This window comes from Shewanella oneidensis MR-1, assembly GCF_000146165.2.
GTDB classification, from domain to species: Bacteria; Pseudomonadota; Gammaproteobacteria; order Enterobacterales; family Shewanellaceae; genus Shewanella; species Shewanella oneidensis.
On sequence record NC_004347.2, the window covers coordinates 2787035 to 2801968 of the forward strand.

The 14934-nt window shown below is 46.0% G+C and carries 29 protein-coding genes and 1 other RNA gene; 29 read left to right on the top strand and 1 reads right to left on the bottom strand.

Going from position 1 to position 14934, the window contains the following annotated elements; genetic code table 11:
• The first annotated feature begins 137 nt into the window (after positions 1-137).
• On the top strand, positions 138-917 hold the full coding sequence (gene zomB, locus SO_RS12215; RefSeq protein WP_011072596.1) for a flagellar motor control protein ZomB: 780 nt from the start codon (positions 138-140) through the stop codon (positions 915-917).
• Between the two features lie 359 nt (positions 918-1276).
• Here zomB and SO_RS12220 read toward each other — a convergent pair whose 3' ends face one another.
• Positions 1277-1948, bottom strand: coding sequence for an XRE family transcriptional regulator (locus tag SO_RS12220; protein WP_202950642.1), 672 nt, complete (start codon positions 1946-1948; stop codon positions 1277-1279).
• Between the two features lie 227 nt (positions 1949-2175).
• On the opposite strand from SO_RS12220, the gene SO_RS12225 reads away from it, so the two are divergent.
• The 28 genes from SO_RS12225 (at position 2176) to SO_RS12360 (ending at position 14932) form a co-directional block, all read left to right on the top strand.
• Positions 2176-2400 carry a helix-turn-helix domain-containing protein gene (locus SO_RS12225; protein WP_011072598.1) on the top strand — a complete coding sequence of 75 codons (225 nt, stop codon included), beginning with the start codon at positions 2176-2178 and terminating at the stop codon, positions 2398-2400.
• A gap of 11 nt (positions 2401-2411) precedes the next feature.
• Positions 2412-4421 carry a transposase domain-containing protein gene (locus SO_RS12230; protein WP_011072599.1) on the top strand — a complete coding sequence of 670 codons (2010 nt, stop codon included), beginning with the start codon at positions 2412-2414 and terminating at the stop codon, positions 4419-4421.
• A 44-nt stretch (positions 4422-4465) separates the two neighbouring features.
• The gene (locus tag SO_RS12235) at positions 4466-5422 is read left to right on the top strand and encodes an AAA family ATPase (protein WP_011072600.1); all 957 of its coding nucleotides are present in this window, start codon (positions 4466-4468) and stop codon (positions 5420-5422) included.
• 7 nt (positions 5423-5429) lie between these two features.
• Complete coding sequence (locus SO_RS12240) at positions 5430-5684, top strand: phage protein (RefSeq protein ID WP_011072601.1); 255 nt, start codon at positions 5430-5432, stop codon at positions 5682-5684.
• Positions 5684-6001, top strand: a complete 318-nt coding sequence (locus tag SO_RS12245) for a hypothetical protein (RefSeq protein ID WP_164925723.1) — start codon at positions 5684-5686, stop codon at positions 5999-6001. Before SO_RS12240 ends, SO_RS12245 begins: the two co-directional genes overlap by 1 nt.
• Positions 6002-6004: 3 nt before the next feature.
• Entirely contained in the window at positions 6005-6232 is a 228-nt protein-coding gene (locus SO_RS12250) for a phage protein (RefSeq protein WP_011072603.1), read from the top strand.
• A 2-nt stretch (positions 6233-6234) separates the two neighbouring features.
• A complete protein-coding gene (locus tag SO_RS12255) occupies positions 6235-6555 on the top strand; it encodes a Mu phage protein Kil (protein ID WP_011072604.1) in 321 nt (106 codons plus the stop codon).
• Between the two features lie 14 nt (positions 6556-6569).
• Positions 6570-7190 (top strand): DUF3164 family protein, encoded by a 621-nt coding sequence (locus tag SO_RS12260; protein ID WP_011072605.1) that lies wholly within the window; start codon positions 6570-6572, stop codon positions 7188-7190.
• 264 nt (positions 7191-7454) lie between these two features.
• On the top strand, positions 7455-7691 hold the full coding sequence (locus tag SO_RS12265; RefSeq protein WP_011072607.1) for a phage protein: 237 nt from the start codon (positions 7455-7457) through the stop codon (positions 7689-7691).
• The gene (locus tag SO_RS12270; protein WP_011072608.1) at positions 7675-7857 is read left to right on the top strand and encodes a phage protein; all 183 of its coding nucleotides are present in this window, start codon (positions 7675-7677) and stop codon (positions 7855-7857) included. The genes SO_RS12265 and SO_RS12270 overlap by 17 nt, the downstream gene beginning before the upstream one ends.
• Positions 7850-8521, top strand: coding sequence for a DUF2786 domain-containing protein (locus SO_RS12275; protein WP_011072609.1), 672 nt, complete (start codon positions 7850-7852; stop codon positions 8519-8521). Before SO_RS12270 ends, SO_RS12275 begins: the two co-directional genes overlap by 8 nt.
• An RNA gene (locus SO_RS12280) (hammerhead ribozyme type II) lies at positions 8520-8596 on the top strand. Before SO_RS12275 ends, SO_RS12280 begins: the two co-directional genes overlap by 2 nt.
• Positions 8597-8604: 8 nt before the next feature.
• Positions 8605-8898 (top strand): phage protein, encoded by a 294-nt coding sequence (locus SO_RS12285; RefSeq protein WP_011072610.1) that lies wholly within the window; start codon positions 8605-8607, stop codon positions 8896-8898.
• 35 nt (positions 8899-8933) lie between these two features.
• Complete coding sequence (locus SO_RS12290; protein ID WP_011072611.1) at positions 8934-9191, top strand: hypothetical protein; 258 nt, start codon at positions 8934-8936, stop codon at positions 9189-9191.
• Positions 9192-9200: 9 nt separating this feature from the next.
• A complete protein-coding gene (locus SO_RS12295; protein WP_011072612.1) occupies positions 9201-9767 on the top strand; it encodes a phage protein in 567 nt (188 codons plus the stop codon).
• An 8-nt stretch (positions 9768-9775) separates the two neighbouring features.
• Entirely contained in the window at positions 9776-10309 is a 534-nt protein-coding gene (locus SO_RS12300) for a gp16 family protein (RefSeq protein WP_011072613.1), read from the top strand.
• On the top strand, positions 10296-10580 hold the full coding sequence (locus SO_RS12305) for a hypothetical protein (protein ID WP_164925724.1): 285 nt from the start codon (positions 10296-10298) through the stop codon (positions 10578-10580). Before SO_RS12300 ends, SO_RS12305 begins: the two co-directional genes overlap by 14 nt.
• Positions 10581-10669: 89 nt before the next feature.
• The gene (locus SO_RS12310) at positions 10670-11107 is read left to right on the top strand and encodes a Mor transcription activator family protein (protein ID WP_011072615.1); all 438 of its coding nucleotides are present in this window, start codon (positions 10670-10672) and stop codon (positions 11105-11107) included.
• 16 nt (positions 11108-11123) lie between these two features.
• On the top strand, positions 11124-11318 hold the full coding sequence (locus tag SO_RS12315) for a DUF6835 domain-containing protein (protein WP_011072616.1): 195 nt from the start codon (positions 11124-11126) through the stop codon (positions 11316-11318).
• 46 nt (positions 11319-11364) lie between these two features.
• A complete protein-coding gene (locus SO_RS12320; protein ID WP_011072617.1) occupies positions 11365-11811 on the top strand; it encodes a hypothetical protein in 447 nt (148 codons plus the stop codon).
• Between the two features lie 76 nt (positions 11812-11887).
• Positions 11888-12478, top strand: a complete 591-nt coding sequence (locus SO_RS12325) for a glycoside hydrolase family 108 protein (RefSeq protein ID WP_011072618.1) — start codon at positions 11888-11890, stop codon at positions 12476-12478.
• Entirely contained in the window at positions 12478-12738 is a 261-nt protein-coding gene (locus tag SO_RS12330; protein ID WP_011072619.1) for a phage protein, read from the top strand. The genes SO_RS12325 and SO_RS12330 overlap by 1 nt, the downstream gene beginning before the upstream one ends.
• Positions 12723-13331 carry a hypothetical protein gene (locus SO_RS12335; RefSeq protein WP_011072620.1) on the top strand — a complete coding sequence of 203 codons (609 nt, stop codon included), beginning with the start codon at positions 12723-12725 and terminating at the stop codon, positions 13329-13331. The genes SO_RS12330 and SO_RS12335 overlap by 16 nt, the downstream gene beginning before the upstream one ends.
• Positions 13331-13546 (top strand): TraR/DksA family transcriptional regulator, encoded by a 216-nt coding sequence (locus SO_RS12340; protein WP_011072621.1) that lies wholly within the window; start codon positions 13331-13333, stop codon positions 13544-13546. The genes SO_RS12335 and SO_RS12340 overlap by 1 nt, the downstream gene beginning before the upstream one ends.
• The gene (locus tag SO_RS12345; protein ID WP_011072622.1) at positions 13546-13848 is read left to right on the top strand and encodes a DUF2730 domain-containing protein; all 303 of its coding nucleotides are present in this window, start codon (positions 13546-13548) and stop codon (positions 13846-13848) included. Before SO_RS12340 ends, SO_RS12345 begins: the two co-directional genes overlap by 1 nt.
• Positions 13849-13856: 8 nt before the next feature.
• Positions 13857-14147: a VpaChn25_0724 family phage protein gene (locus tag SO_RS12350; protein ID WP_011072623.1), complete on the top strand. Its 291-nt coding sequence runs from the start codon at positions 13857-13859 to the stop codon at positions 14145-14147.
• Between the two features lie 9 nt (positions 14148-14156).
• Positions 14157-14738, top strand: a complete 582-nt coding sequence (locus SO_RS12355; protein WP_011072624.1) for a DUF3486 family protein — start codon at positions 14157-14159, stop codon at positions 14736-14738.
• Complete coding sequence (locus SO_RS12360) at positions 14738-14932, top strand: hypothetical protein (RefSeq protein WP_011072625.1); 195 nt, start codon at positions 14738-14740, stop codon at positions 14930-14932. The genes SO_RS12355 and SO_RS12360 overlap by 1 nt, the downstream gene beginning before the upstream one ends.
• Positions 14933-14934: the final 2 nt, after the last annotated feature.

Consider the following 14934-nt stretch of genomic DNA (forward strand, 5'->3'; position numbering starts at 1 on the left):
AAAATTAAAGCAAATAGGAATATAGCGCACAAGTCTTAAGTTTCATACGACAGAAATGATAACCTAGGCTAAGATAACTATGCTAGTTTATTGATTTATTGTAGCATTAGCTCAATTGGATAAATAATGGAACAGCTATGACTTTCACCTTGGTTCTGATCCTCATCGGTGCACTATTACTGCTTGTTATCGGAATTAACGTAATACAACAACAAAAAGAACGTGCAGAGGCAGAACGTCGGGTCGAATTTGCCCGTCAACGTGCAATTCTTGATGAAACTGAAACCGTATTATCTAATACAGGGATGATACCTTGCAGCACACATATTATTTTAGTGCTCTATCGCCGCGTTCAGGATGCATTAGAATTGGCAACGACATTGAGTACGAGTCAACAACAAGCGGATTTTCAACGCCGGCTTGCCGATATCAAAAATCAAATTGATTCACTACAATCGAGCCCGCCTCAAGTCCCGGCGATTGAGAATTTTAGATTGCCTGATAACGACAAACAAATTTTAGTGTTAGTCCAAACCTTAAAGAAATTAAAAGCCATTTTACGCGCAGAGCATAACAAGGGAAGAGTCGACCCTGCAGTGTTCGGACAGGAAGAAAATCGTATCGATAGTCTACAACTCAGAATTAACGTTGATTCGATGTTATCCCGCGCCCGGGCTGCAAGCTTTATGAAGCAATATGGTTCCTCAAAGCAAATGGTAACTAAGGCATTAGCCACTTTGCATGCAATTAAAGCACAGACGCCTAATGACCCCTTCATTGCCCGTAAAGTCGATGAAGCCAAAATGCTGTTAGATGAAATTATGGGCGCACAAAAACTCTCAGCACCCAGTGCGCCCAAACCCAAGAATGAAGAAGATGATATCGATATGCTGTTTCAGCCGAAAAAGAAATGGTGACCCGTCTTTAGCAAGGAATGGTATAAACAAAAAAGCCAAGTCACTGACTTGGCTTTTTATTGGTCGAAAATCTAATCGAAAACCGCTTCGGGTGAACAGAGACTAGAGGTATGAACAAAAACATAGACTAGGGATCAAATTGGATCTGTAGGATGTAAACGGGATCGAAGTGTTGATGAGAACTAGGCGTAGAGCGGGGCTGAGGTGATTGTACCTTGGCCCCGTTGCTTTTTAAATGCTGCGTTGATGAATCATTATGGTTTGAGCAATGCTTTTGAAATTGGACGTTTTAGCCTATTAAAATGAGCACTGGCAAAACCGCTTTAATGGTTGTTCGAAACACGTTTGAACGTTTAAACCTAGTCGCCGATATCTTTGGCAATATGCACCACCTGGCCTACTACCTCAAACTGATGTTGCTCATGCTTAGGGATATCCAGTTTGTCATAGACTGGGTTGTCACTTATCAAGCGCCAGCTGCCGAAGGCGTTCTGGTACCGCTTTACAAATAGGTCATCACCATTTCTAAAAATGTAGATGTGGCCATCGGCGGGGCTATTACGGCCAAGGTGAACTACAAGCGTATCGTTGCTGTGGATCGTCGGTTCCATGCTGTCACCTTTAGCCCATACAATGGCTAACTCATGTTCTTCAAACCCTCTGTACTTCAACCATTTGCGTCTAAATGCTAAATATCTTACTGGATCTTGTTGATCGCAATTGAGCGCGCCATGGCCTGCTGATACTTGCACACGATAGCCAGGGATTAAGGCATACTCTTCTAGATTAATTCCAATCACATATTTAGAACCAGGTTCATTCAGTTCATTGAAGTTGTGTTCAGTGCCAGCAACCAACCAATCAAGCGGTTTGTTACTAACCTCAGCCATTAATGCCAGCTTGTCTAATGATGGGTATGTTTTACCCGCTAGATAATTACGCATCACGCCTTCTGAAAGTCCACATTTCTTCGCAAAGCTGCGTATTGAAATGTCACCTATTGATTCCTTCAATCTATCTGGAAATCGCATTATTCCTTTAATTTCAAAAATGTGATCCGCATTTTTCATAATGTCGTCCGCATTTTTGTCGTAACCATATGACATCTAAAGAGTTCCTATTATTTATTTAAATTCGCACGCTTTACCATAAAAATGCGCAACGCTATTGACCTGCGCATTTTTCTGATCAAGAATGTGTTACACGAATACGCAAGCGGTTAATGTTGCGCATGTATGTAACACATGAGGTTATCACGATGGAAAGATTTGATCGAGATTGGCATAAAGCAGATATCAAAGCGGCTTTAGAAAAAGCCGGAACTAACTATGAAAAGTTAGCCGAGGAACATGGCATTGCGGGATCAACTTTACGTAATGCCCTGCGTTTTAAGTACCCAAAATGCGAACGCATCATTGCGCAAAAAATTGGCGTTGAACCTGAGGTTATTTGGCCTTCTCGTTACAGCCAAAAATGCGCGTGAGAGGTGATCATATGTGGGTTACTGCAAAAGAGTGCGCTGGTCTAGCTGGTTTACCAACAGATCATAATAACGTCAGAACTAGACTATTTAAGATGGTTAAAGACCGTCCAGATATGTATAGAAAGCGCGAAGGTACCAAGGCTTTTGAATGGCATATAAGTGTTCTCCCGCTGCCTGTCCAAACCGCCATTTACAAACGTGAAGGCAAAATCCAATTGGGTGATCAGATCCTTGACTTACCCAAAAAGAAACCGCAGCACAGCTATTGCCGTGATGCGCTGTGGGCTCGTTGGAACCAAAACCACGAAGACGCCCGCAACAAAGCCTTGCAAGCGCTGCGCGAAGTGCAAGCCGTGCATGCGCTTAAGCGTAACGGCATCAGCATGATGGATGCTTACACCTCAGTTTGCGAAGAATACGGCGTTGGCCTAAGCACTTTGCGCCGTCACTGCGCCATGGTTAAAGGCATTGATGAAGCAGATTGGGCGCCAGCCTTGTTGCCTAAGCACTTTGAAGTGGCCCAAGCCAAAAAGAAAAACCAATTTGCGTTTATTACACCCGAAGCCTGGGAAGCCTTTAAAACGGATTACCTACGTTTTGAGCAGCCCACTATGACGGTGTGCTATGAGCGCTTAAAAGAAATCGCCAAGGATAAAGGTTGGGCTATCCCAAGCCTTAAAAGCCTAAGCCGCCGCATGGATTTTGAAGTGCCAGCACAGCAATTGGTGTTATTGCGCCAAGGCGAGCATGCATTGCACCAGTTATACCCACCGCAAGAACGTAGCGTTGAAGATATGCATGCTATGCAGTGGATTAACGGCGACGGCTACCAACACAACGTATTTGTAAAATGGTTTAACGGCGAGATCCTACGCCCTAAAACATGGTTTTGGCAGGATGTATACAGCCGCAAAATTATCGGGTGGCGCTGTGATATTAGCGAAAACACAGACTCTATTCGCCTATCGCTTATGGATGTGTTTAGCACCTATGGCATACCTCAAGAACTCACCATCGATAACACCCGCGCCGCGGCTAACAAATGGATGACCGGAGGCGTAGCAAACCGCTATCGCTTTAAAGTGAAGGAAGATGATCCGTTGGGGCTTATCCCCATGATGGGTATCAAACTGCATTGGTCGAGTGTGATCCTCGGTAAAGGCCACGGCCAAGCCAAGCCCATCGAACGCGCCTTTGGTGTGGGCGGGCTTGAAGAATATATCGACAAACACCCAAGCAACCACGGCGCTTATACGGGTTCAAACCCAACCGCCAAGCCAGACAACTACGGCAGCAAAGCCATTGATGCTGAGGTATTTATACAAACCATCGCCAAAGGCGTGGAGATGTATAACGCCAAAGTGGGCCGCACTACCGAAGCTTGCAAAGGCTTTATGAGCTTTGATCAAGCCTTTGAGGCCAGCTATCAAACCGCTGAAATCCGCAAAGCGACCAAGGCACAGCTTTACATGATGATGCTGCAAGCCGAGGCCGCGCTGGTATCTAAACACGGCACTTTAACCCTTGATGCAGGCGGCAGCATTAAAGGCCGTAAAAACCGCTATTACAACGAGCAGCTAATGAACTACGTCGGTAAAAAACTGGTCGCGCGTTTTGACCCGCAAAAGCTGCACGACTCTATCGAAGTTTATGCCCTTAACGGCGTCCATATTTGCACCGCCGAATGTATTGAGAAGGATGCCTTTAACGATACCCAATCCGCCCGTGAGACCAAGCGTAAGCGCACTCAGTTTGTCAAAAATAACAAACAGGCAGCAGAGGCCAAGCTCAGCGTGGATATGTTGGAACTGGCAGCGATGATGCGCCCAGCCGCCGAAGAAGTGATCCCCGAAACCAAAGTGGTGCAAATGGTTCGCCCTGCCAGCTTTGGCAATACCGCCGCAGCCGTGGCCTATGAAATTGAGCACGAACCCGAAGCCGAACACCGCGCCCAATGCGCCGCCAACTTTAGCGAAAGCGTGGCGTTATTGAAGCAGCAACGGCTTAAAAACCGACTTTAACACCCGTTTAAACCCCTATTAAACCAGCAATAAAAGGACGAAATATGTCAAACGTACACAGCCTAACGGCCAAAGATAGCAAAGCTGAAATCCGTAAAACGGATGTAGTAATGCAAATTAATACCCTAATTGAAGCAGGGCGCGTAGTCGCGGCGCATTTAGCGCAAGAGATTAGCGTTGCCCCCTCCACCCTAAGCCAAGTGCTTAATGGTCAATACAAGGCTAACACCACGCAAGTGGTTAAAAAGCTAGATAACTGGCTGCGTATGCGTGAGCAGCGCGAGGCTAACCCAAATCTAGACCCGGGCTTTGTGCTAACGCCCACCGCCAATTTAGTTATGGATAACCTTTCTTATGCCCAAATTACGCAAGCAATAGTAGTGATTATTGGTGCGTCAGGTGTGGGCAAAAGCAGAGCTTTAGAAGAGTACCAGCGCAGCAATAACAACGTTTGGAAGGTTATCGCCAGCCCATCACGTTCAAGCCTTACCGAGCTGCTGTACGAAATCGCCATGGAGCTAGGCATGGCACAAGCACCGCGTACCAAAGGCCCATTAGCCCGTGTTATTCGCCAGCGCCTTAAGGGCAGCGAAGGCTTAATCATCGTGGATGAAGCCGACCACCTCGATTACCCCACGCTTGAAGAACTGCGGATCCTGCAAGAGGAAACTGGCATTGGCATGGCGCTAGTGGGTAACAACAAGGTTTACACCCAGTTAACCGGTGGCCGTCGTAACGAAGACTATGCCCGCCTGTTCTCGCGCATTGCTAAAAAACTCAGCATCAATAAAACCAAACAAGCCGACGTTCGCGCCATTGCAAAGGCGTGGAACCTCCAGCACGACGCAGAGATAAGCCTGATGATCCAAATCAGCGAGAAACCAGGTGGCCTACGCCTACTGAGTAAAACGCTCAAGCTCGCCGCCATGTTTGCCAAAGGCGCGGCGATTACTGAGGCGCTGCTGCGCACCGCGTTTAACGAACTCGAAACCAATGAATGAGGTGGGTATGGAACTGTGCTCTGAAAAAAAAGGTGGTTATGCCGCCACTTTATGTGAACACATGGCAGCTATTGCGGATGTATTCCCTACTAAAAAATCAAAAGGGATTTACAAGCACACGATAGTAAACCTAATGACTGGTGAGTCAAAAGGCACCTTAGTAAAGGTTAAGCAAGGTGAACATTTGACTGAAGGTTTGGTATTCAACTACTGCCCATTTTGTGGCGGAAAACTGCGCGATACCTCTAAGGATGGTGAGTGATGGCAACTGAATCAATTATGCAATTTATCGTTTTTTGGTCGGGTGTCGCGGTAATCGCTTACCTCTGTTACTGCCTCGCGGGCTTTGTTAGTCGCATGCTAAATCTGTTTAGTGACGAGCCAGATAGCGAGCAAACCTACACCGATGACAACGGCGTTAAGTGGTTTAAGTACGGCGTGGAATACACCGACCAACGTGGCCGCACGATGACGTTTGATATCTGGGCGCTGTCGTTTGCAGATGCTGACCGCCACCTAAATCAGATCGCTAATAATGGTCGCGTTTACGGCCAAATCTACTGCCAAGTAAAGGGGTAAACCATGCAAGCACTAGCACAAAACGGCGCAACAAAAACCGTGATTTTTAAAGGTAAAGCCATTGAGGTTGACCTAATTATCACCAATCGCCACGGAAAGCCATTTGCATTTGATCGTGTAGCAGTAGAAGTACGCGGCGGCTTTTGTTTAGACCAAATGCGCGATGACGAAATCATCGTTGCACCTGGGCTGATTTACCGTGAAATGCATCGTGAAGTGAAGGAGGCTTAACCATGAGATCACTTATTGAAAAACAGGCAATCGCCCTCGCTGCTGTGGGTGTTTTAAAGCTCAATGGTTGCCATGTGTTAACCATCAATACCAGCCACTTAACACCAGTGATTGATATCGACAAACCCTTTGATCGGCTACGCCGCAAGGCCGCGCATATTACCGAAGTACACCGCGGCATTGTAAACAAAATTTGTGTGGCCACTTGCCAAGGTTGCCTAGTGCGCTGGCCAGATGATGGCTTGGATTTACCCGAACAACTTACCACCACCCTAAACCCATATTCGCCTGAGTTAATCAGCGTGTGGCCTAAGAATTTTTAATAAGGAACTTATAGATGAACACCACAAACCAAACCGCCCCACAGGGCTTCCGCTTAAATGCTCTCGGTCACGCAGTACCAGAAAGCCAAATCAAAGAGATCGACAAGCTGCGCGACGAGTTAGTGCTGCAAATTGTCACTGCTGCCAAAGAAATGCAAGGCCACATGGCGACCTACAAAGCTACCTCAATGCGCGCGGTAGCTGACTTTATCGACCTTAGCGCCAGCGAGTTTGGCGTTAAGTTTGGCGGCACTAAGGGCAATGTCTCGCTGGTGTCATTCGACGGTAAATACAAGGTCCAGCGCAGCATCGGCGAACACCGTGTTTTTGATGAACGGATCCAAGCGGCCAAGTCAAAAATTGATGACTGCATTAAGCGTTGGTCTGTAGGTTCAAACGACCATATCAAAGCCTTAGTTGAGCTGTCATTTAAGGTGAACAAACAGGGTTATATCGACATTAACCAAGTGCTGAGCCTGCGCCAGTTAGACATAGATGACACAGATTGGCGCTCGGCTATGGACGCGATAGCTGACTCAATCCAAGTGATGGGAAGTACGCCTTACTTGCGCGTTTACGAACGCCAAGACGATGGCACCTATAAGCAGATCTCGCTAGATATCGCCAAGTTGTAACCATGCAGCTGTTTACCCGATATGGAGAGGTAAACGTCAGTCGCCACGCGGTTATCCGCTGGCGACAACGAACAGGCAAAAGCTTTGCCGAGATGGTACATGCAATCGCTAACGCCACTAGGCCAAGCAAGCGCCAACTAAGACGGATCATTAAGCGGGCACCTTGGCAACCAAAGCGAATATTGGAATGTGACTGCGCCTACTTTGTGATTGTGAACAAGCACATTGTCACGGTTTACGACAAACGATGGGACAAAACCAACGATGCAACATGATCTTAAATGGCTGTTCACCGCGCCATACAGCAGAGGTGAGTTAGAGAAAGAAATCAAAATGGCCGAGGCCATTATTGAAACCGAAGGCACCGCCTACCCCGATTCAAGCTTTGAGGATGGTTATATCGCCGCCCTTAACTTTGTACTGGGTAACGAGCAATCGAGCATGCGCGAAGAGTTTGATGCGTTAATCGCAGAGGGCAAGCTCAATGGCCAAACACCATAACGATGTGATCAAAAGCGTGATGGCCTATGGGCGATTTAAAAAGCCTGAACAGGCGGAACAATGGGCCATCGATAACTTTGGCGCTAACTGGCGAAACCGCAAAGCGCCAAAGGCAAAACGAGTAGTAGTGAAAGATACCGGCGAGAAGGAATGGGACGATGAGTGACAAAATTATAGAGAAGATCAAAAAGCTTTTAAGACTAGCTAAATCAAGCAATCCACATGAAGCAGCATTAGCGCTTTCTCGTGCTCAAAAGCTCATGCAAGAGCATGGGGTTGAGACGGATGATCCTGCGCTTGCTGGCGTCAGAGATGCAACCATAGATGCATTATTTAAGGCCAGACATCCAACCAAGTATTTATTAACGCTGGCTTACTCAATCTCCAAAGCCTTTGGCTGTGAGTTCTATTTTCAACCCACATTTAAAAATATGCGGATTGTATATATCGGTCATAACGAACGGCCAGAGGTCGCTGGTTATGTATTCAATGTTTTAGAGCGTCAACTCACCAAAGCACGTAAAGAGTTTATCGATACGTTAAGCAACAGAATGAAACGTATCAATAAAACCAAACGCGCAGATCAATTTTGTGAGGGCTGGTGTTTTGGTGTGCATAGCAAAATTCAGGAGTTCGCCTTAACAGAACAAGAGCGAACTGAATTGATTGCCTTTAAAGACAAAGTCGATCTCGAAAAAGGCGGAGCAAGAGAGGCTAAAGGTTCAGGTCGATTAGCTGATGATGCCAGATATGAAGGCTATAAATCGGCTAAAGATGTGACTCTTAATCATGGCGTAAACGGCCAATCACAACAACGCATTGCATCTTAAGCGAAACAAGCAAGGCGCTTAGGTGCCTTGCCTGTCTGCTCGGCGTGGTTGCCGAGCACTGATGAGCAGCCAAAGGAACTTACATGAAAATGTTACTACGTGGTGCAGAGTCACCAGAGCGCATAACGCTAATGCTTAAGATGACGGGCATTAGAAGTCCAGAAATCATTGCCGCGATTTATGAGCATTTGCAATTTGGTATGCGTGAAAAGCATGCCGCGATTAAGCACGGAGTAGAACAGCAAAACCTCAATAGAGCACTCAATACGCTCAATGAATTTGCCAAAGACTACGAAGAACTTAAGGCGCTGGATTGGCAGCACTTAAACAAATTACATCAAAAAAGTGATGTTAAAAATTCAAATTTAAATATTTGAATATGGTTAAAACGCGGTTTAAACGGGGGTGAACTATGTTTGGTGAATACACGCCATTAATGAAGCCAATGCTAATAGCGCGCCGAATGGAACGCGGCACGGCAATCATTGACGACGAGCTTGGCCTGCAAAAGCTTTGCCCCAGTTGCCATGAGTTTTGGCCGCAAGACACGCTGTTTTGGTCGGTATCGTCACGGGAGGCTGATGGCCTGCAATGCCATTGCAAAGCCTGCCAAGACGAACGCCGCAGCGAACGTACAGTAAAAGACAACGAACGCCGCAACGCGGCATAGGAGTTTATTATGTCTAAAGTAAATCAAGAGTTTGTTGAGCGTTTAGACAACGCTATTCAGCTGTATTTAAAAAACGAAAACTTATCAATTAAAAATTGTGCATGTACAGCAGGTGTGTCAGAAACTGCACTGACAAAATCACTAAGACAACAAGGTTTTCTTCGTGATAAAAAAACAGCTAAAGACCAAAAATTAGAAAAAGCAATTGAGCTATATAATACTGGTTTATCAATTCTTTCTGCATCAAAAGAAGTCGCTATTGGTAATGACACTCTTGGAAAAGCTTTGAAGAAACGTGGTCTTCTTAGGGAAAATAGGAAAGCCAGATCAATTAATCTACAAAAGGCCATTGAGTATTATCAACAGGGTTTATCTGTTAATGCCGCGGCTAAAAAGGCATGTGTTGGGCATAGCACTTTGGTTGCTGGATTGATTAAACAGCAGCTGTTACGTGAGGAAGATTCTGCGTTAGAAGTTGTCACTGATGTATATCAACCAGAAATCAAAGAAAGCCGTGGCTATAGCAAAGCCCTGCAACTGCTGCATCGTTCAGCCCGTCAACACCAAGCCGCTTAGGGGGAAGTATGTCTAACGCCCTTAAGCTGGTGCAAATCGGTAAACGTGATCTGCAACTTGACGATGATATGTACCGAAATTTGTTAGAGCAGATCACCGGCGAACGTAGCGCCAAAGGCTTGAGCGAGTCGCAGCTCAATGCAGTAGTGGATGCCATGAAGCAACGCGGCTTTAAACCTAAAGCCGCTAATGCTAAGGGCAAGCCAAAAGCGCGGGCGGCTGAGGTCGCTAAGATCCGTGTTATTTGGTTGGTGATGTTTGAACAAGGCTTTGTGCGCAGCAAAACCGAGGTGGCATTAAACACTTACGTTAAGCGGATGACAAAAACCAGTAATGGCCAAGGCGTTGATCGTATCGAGTGGCTAACATCAGATAAGGCCGTACAGGTATTGGAAGGGTTAAAGAAGTGGCATTACCGCTGTATGGCCGATGCGATTGTTGCCCGTGGTGGCCGCGTTCCTGCTAATGATAAATTGACAGGACCAGCAGGCTATGAAAAGTTAGCGGTATACTATGAGGAGAATTATTGTGGCAATGTATGAAGTAGACTTTTTGTTTTTAGGTGGTCCAGTTGATGGTAAAAGATTAACCATGCCGGTTTATGATTTTGAAAATTACCCATCATTTTGTGATATACCAAAAAACCCAGAGGGTTTGGATTGGTCTGAAAAAGTTAGATACAATCGACGAGTGTTGATCACACCACGTGGTTATAAACATACTATTTATTTTGATTCTAGATTGTCAGAAGATGAACAAACTTCGCTAATGTATGCATGGGCAGAGAACGTTGCAAATAACCCAATCCCATGAAGATGGGATCATCTATGCCGTATACTAACAACACCTCGCCTTGCGGGGTGTTTTTCTATCCAGCTTTTAAACTAACCTAGGTGACGGCCATGGCGAACTCAACCCCAACCAGCGCAAAGCATAATGCTGCTAACGAAGAGAACGGCGACTTTTTTGGTTACGACAATGTGACCTTAGAAGATGTAACCCGTTTAGTGGAGGATGAGGATTCATCACGCTGGCCTGTGGCCATGAGCCAACTTTACCAATTGTTTAAACGCGATCTAGCGCGGCATGACGTTGATACTAAGATTGCAATCAGCTTGCTCAATAGCATTTGCAAAGAGTTTGGCGGGGTGCAATTTTACTTGCCACGTGGTTGTCAGCTTGAAATAGAGATTATGAATCTCTCTATTTGGCATGAGTTCAAAGGCGATAACGTTGAGGAGCTGGCGCGCAAGTACAATAAATCAATGCAGCATATCTGGCGGGTTATTGCTAAGATGCGAAGCCGCGAGATAAAAAATAGACAGCCTGAATTGTTTTAAATTTATGAGGATATAGATGATGACAAAAAAAGAACGAATAGCAATTCAGCGATCTATGGCTGAAGAAGCACTAGGTAAGCTAAAGGCGATTAGGCAACTTTGTGGTGCTGAAGACTCTTCAGATAGTAGTGATATGCAAGAGGTTGAAATTTGGACTAATCGCATAAAAGAACTAGAAGATTGGTTATGGGGCGAAAGCCCGATAGCATAAAATGTATTTTAATGTATACAGCCTGAATTGTTTTAAGGATGAATGTATGAAGAAGTTACTTTTATTGGCGGCATTGTTATCTGCACCAGTTGTTGCAAGTGAAACTGATTGGGTTAAAAACGAAGAGTTAAATGCATTTACCTCTGTTGATATTGTTAGTGGTAACATTACCGCAATGATAAAACCCCGCAGTAATGGAACATTAGGATTTGGGTTATTTCTTCCTTATGAAAAATGCTATGTTGCTGAATCTTATTCTGAGCCATTTGGGAGTTTAATTGTTGTTGGTGCTTATCAAGATTTTAAATTGCAATGCTTAGATAAAAATAAAGCCGTTATTTTCCCAGATGAAAGTGTTACTAGCATGATTATTGATGCATTAATAGATAATGGTAATGTTTGTGTTACGCTTGACGCCACGGGCGAAGCAATGAAAATGTGCTTTTCAGGTAAAGGTGTAAAAGAAATTAAAGCGTCAGCAGGCAAGCAATAACAACAATCAAGGTTATTTTATAAAGCTCAACCATTAAAGCACAATCCGATTAGGTTATTAATCAGGTTGTGCTTTTATGTTTTCATCCTCTGCACTTTCTTATATCAATGGGTTTTGTTTTTCGACTGCGGGTTACTCGCCTGAGTTCTGCCATGCAGTGCGCTTTGTGCTGATTGAAGAAGGCGCACTTAATCAAGACGGCACACCCAAGCCAAACCTTGGATATGTAAACGACCCAAAAGATAAAGGCGGCGAAACCAAGGGCGGCATTAGTAAACGCGCTTTCCCCAATATCGATATTGCTGCACTGACACTCGATGGCATTGTTGCGCTGTATCACCGCTACTTTTGGAAGCCTGCCTACTGTCAAGATTGGCCCGCATCGGTGGCGCTATATACCTTTGATGCCGCAGTACAGCATGGCGTAACCAATGCGCTATTAATGCTGCAAGAAATCGCTGGCACCAAAGCCGATGGCAAGGTTGGCCCCGCCACTCGCAACGCCGTTAACTCCGCTGATAAAGAATATTTGTGTGCCCGTTATGGCTTGCGCCGTGCGCGTTTTTATGCCCGTATCATCAAAAAGGACACTTCGCAAACCCGCTTTATTGAGGGCTGGCATAACCGCTTAGTGAACCTCACCAATGCCGCATGGGAGCTGCAATAATGGGCAGCAACTGGGAATACGCAAAAACCAAAGGGCGCGCTATGCGCCTTAATGCTGAGCTGGCCGCATACCACACTGGCGAGCCTGTCACTCAACCACCGTTCTTTAGCCATTGCGGCACTATGCAATCGTACTTTAATCGCGGTTGGCATGGCGTAACGCAGTGCGATATCCGCATTCATCTTGATAAAAACATTGTGCCAACCGGCACGGACAAACTATCCAAACTTAGGAGCTTACGAGCATGTCACTCCCTTTAATTATGGCCGTTGCACAAATGGCTATGCAGGTTGGCCCTGCTGCAATCCGTGGTATTTCATCCCTCTTTGGTGGCAGTGAAACTGCTGAAAAAATCGCGGGTATGGTTGAGCAAGTTGATGATGTAATTGGCTTAAGCAGTGAGCAAAAAGAAATTGCGCTGACTCGTAAAATGCAAACGCTATCACCCGAGTCCATGGTAGAGCTTGAGCGCATTAAGGTGGAGATGGAAAAGGAAATCACCCGTCGCCAAGAGCTAACGCTTAACGACAAACAAGCCGAGCAGTTACAAACCCAAGAGACCATTCGCGGTGGCGACAAAGCCGAAAATCCTTACATTCGTATCACTCGGCCGCTGATGGCGCGTCAATCCATGTGGGCGGTAATGCTGTACTGCTTTTTGATGGAAGCCTTACATGCCTTTGGCTATGGCGTTGGCGTAGATGTATCAGTAGCGGCTTTACTCTCAAGCCCAGCATGGGCCTATCTCGGTTTGCGTACCCTCGACGGCTTTGCGCCGCACCCCAAAAGCAGCGGACAAAAGACCATTGGCGCATTGGTGAGCTTAGGCAGCAACTTAATTAAGAGACGTTAATGATTGACCAGTTTGATCGTGCTCAAGAAGTCGAGCAGCAATTTAGGGATAACGCCTTATCGCGCCAGCGTAAACACAAAGTTGAGCAACCGGATATTAATAACAAAGGCGAGCGCTGTTGCCTTGATTGTGGCGTTGTTATCGAAGCTAGGAGGTTAGTTTTTATGCCTACCGCAGTGCGTTGTGTTGAATGCCAAACGGCTAAGGAACGCTAATGGAAATTTGGCTTAAGACGTATTGGCCAATGGTATGGGCGGGGCTTTCGACCTCGGGCGTGGTGATACTTGCGCTGTTGTCGAAGACCTACGCCAAACGTGAAGACTTGGCCAAGGTTGAAAAAAAAGTGGATGAACTCAAAGCGCAGGTGGACAGCTTACCCACACAAAAACAAATGTCTGATCTTATGATCGAATTAGCTAATACGCGGGGTGAAATTAAAGAACTCAGGGCAAATATTCAGCCAGTCGAACACCTCGCAAGACTGCTATTAGAACAACGTTTAAAGGATGATAAATAGGGGTTTATATGTCATTTAAAGAGCTATTAATCGAAGACCAGCGCCTAGTGATCTTACGCTCTTTGCGTGAGATGCCAGCCTATGAAGCCAACGAGTCTATTGTAGATTGTTGCCTTGAGTCCTACGGCCATAACATTAGCCGCGACCAAGTACGCACCCATTTGGCTTGGCTTGAAGAACAAGGGCTGATCACTATTCGTAAATTAGACGATTACAAAATTGCCCGCTTAACTGGCCGTGGTGAAGATGTGGCCACAGGCCAAGCTACCGTGCCAGGTGTTAAACGCCCGCGGGCTTAAGGGGGCTGTATGCAAGTGTCAAGTACTCGTAAGTCAAAGGTCAATTTACTGCCGCAGGAAATCCGCGATCAACTGCATGCGTTGCTGCGCAGTGGCACCATGCATCAAAAGGATATCCTCGAAGCCGTTAATCAAATGATTGACGAAGCTGGCCTTGGTGAAGATGCCAAACTTAGCCGCACCGGCTTTAATCGCTTTGCGAAAAAGTTTGAGCAAGTGGGCGAACGTATTCGCCAAAGCCGTGAAGTGGCCGAGGTCTGGACCGCCAAGTTAGGCCAAGCGCCGACATCTGATGTGGGCAAGCTGCTGCAAGAGTTCGTGCGCACCATGGCCTTTGAAACATCGATGAAGATGATGGACGCCGCAGACCAAGAGGATGCCGAACCCATATCACCCAAAGCCCTTGGGCAACTGGCGCTGGTCGTGCAACGGATTGAAGCCGCAGCCATGTCGAGTATTAAGGTTGAAAAAGAAATCCGCAGTGCCTTTGCAGCCGAGGCCGCAACTAAGGTTGAGCAGATTGTAAAACAGGCGGGGATCTCAGCTGAAACCGCTATTGATATTAAAAACCAAATCTTGGGGATTGCGTAATGTTTAAACCAACAACAATTGAATTTTTTAAGTACCAACATTTACCAGCTCATTTGCAAGCGGTAAGTAAACCTTTTGCTGAGCTTGCTGAGACCTTAGCTAATGAGTTGCCAGAAAATGAAGAAAGCCAAATGGCTATGAGAAAGTTGCTTGAAGCTAAAGATTGTGCTGTTCGTGCATTGTTGGTGAGGTAGTT

Coding starts and splice junctions, on each gene's coding strand:
- SO_RS12325 (WP_011072618.1), top strand. CDS start 11,888: ATGTTTTCATCCTCTGCACTTTCTTATATCAATGGGTTTTGTTTTTCG.
- SO_RS12220 (WP_202950642.1), bottom strand. CDS start 1,948: ATGCGATTTCCAGATAGATTGAAGGAATCAATAGGTGACATTTCAATA.
- SO_RS12230 (WP_011072599.1), top strand. CDS start 2,412: ATGTGGGTTACTGCAAAAGAGTGCGCTGGTCTAGCTGGTTTACCAACA.
- SO_RS12300 (WP_011072613.1), top strand. CDS start 9,776: ATGTCTAACGCCCTTAAGCTGGTGCAAATCGGTAAACGTGATCTGCAA.
- SO_RS12245 (WP_164925723.1), top strand. CDS start 5,684: ATGGCAACTGAATCAATTATGCAATTTATCGTTTTTTGGTCGGGTGTC.
- SO_RS12330 (WP_011072619.1), top strand. CDS start 12,478: ATGGGCAGCAACTGGGAATACGCAAAAACCAAAGGGCGCGCTATGCGC.
- SO_RS12360 (WP_011072625.1), top strand. CDS start 14,738: ATGTTTAAACCAACAACAATTGAATTTTTTAAGTACCAACATTTACCA.
- SO_RS12295 (WP_011072612.1), top strand. CDS start 9,201: ATGTCTAAAGTAAATCAAGAGTTTGTTGAGCGTTTAGACAACGCTATT.
- SO_RS12315 (WP_011072616.1), top strand. CDS start 11,124: ATGATGACAAAAAAAGAACGAATAGCAATTCAGCGATCTATGGCTGAA.
- SO_RS12275 (WP_011072609.1), top strand. CDS start 7,850: ATGAGTGACAAAATTATAGAGAAGATCAAAAAGCTTTTAAGACTAGCT.
- SO_RS12345 (WP_011072622.1), top strand. CDS start 13,546: ATGGAAATTTGGCTTAAGACGTATTGGCCAATGGTATGGGCGGGGCTT.
- SO_RS12350 (WP_011072623.1), top strand. CDS start 13,857: ATGTCATTTAAAGAGCTATTAATCGAAGACCAGCGCCTAGTGATCTTA.
- SO_RS12255 (WP_011072604.1), top strand. CDS start 6,235: ATGAGATCACTTATTGAAAAACAGGCAATCGCCCTCGCTGCTGTGGGT.
- SO_RS12265 (WP_011072607.1), top strand. CDS start 7,455: ATGCAACATGATCTTAAATGGCTGTTCACCGCGCCATACAGCAGAGGT.
- SO_RS12320 (WP_011072617.1), top strand. CDS start 11,365: ATGAAGAAGTTACTTTTATTGGCGGCATTGTTATCTGCACCAGTTGTT.
- SO_RS12235 (WP_011072600.1), top strand. CDS start 4,466: ATGTCAAACGTACACAGCCTAACGGCCAAAGATAGCAAAGCTGAAATC.
- SO_RS12270 (WP_011072608.1), top strand. CDS start 7,675: ATGGCCAAACACCATAACGATGTGATCAAAAGCGTGATGGCCTATGGG.
- SO_RS12290 (WP_011072611.1), top strand. CDS start 8,934: ATGTTTGGTGAATACACGCCATTAATGAAGCCAATGCTAATAGCGCGC.
- SO_RS12340 (WP_011072621.1), top strand. CDS start 13,331: ATGATTGACCAGTTTGATCGTGCTCAAGAAGTCGAGCAGCAATTTAGG.
- SO_RS12260 (WP_011072605.1), top strand. CDS start 6,570: ATGAACACCACAAACCAAACCGCCCCACAGGGCTTCCGCTTAAATGCT.
- zomB (WP_011072596.1), top strand. CDS start 138: ATGACTTTCACCTTGGTTCTGATCCTCATCGGTGCACTATTACTGCTT.
- SO_RS12310 (WP_011072615.1), top strand. CDS start 10,670: ATGGCGAACTCAACCCCAACCAGCGCAAAGCATAATGCTGCTAACGAA.
- SO_RS12225 (WP_011072598.1), top strand. CDS start 2,176: ATGGAAAGATTTGATCGAGATTGGCATAAAGCAGATATCAAAGCGGCT.
- SO_RS12335 (WP_011072620.1), top strand. CDS start 12,723: ATGTCACTCCCTTTAATTATGGCCGTTGCACAAATGGCTATGCAGGTT.
- SO_RS12240 (WP_011072601.1), top strand. CDS start 5,430: ATGGAACTGTGCTCTGAAAAAAAAGGTGGTTATGCCGCCACTTTATGT.
- SO_RS12355 (WP_011072624.1), top strand. CDS start 14,157: ATGCAAGTGTCAAGTACTCGTAAGTCAAAGGTCAATTTACTGCCGCAG.
- SO_RS12250 (WP_011072603.1), top strand. CDS start 6,005: ATGCAAGCACTAGCACAAAACGGCGCAACAAAAACCGTGATTTTTAAA.
- SO_RS12285 (WP_011072610.1), top strand. CDS start 8,605: ATGAAAATGTTACTACGTGGTGCAGAGTCACCAGAGCGCATAACGCTA.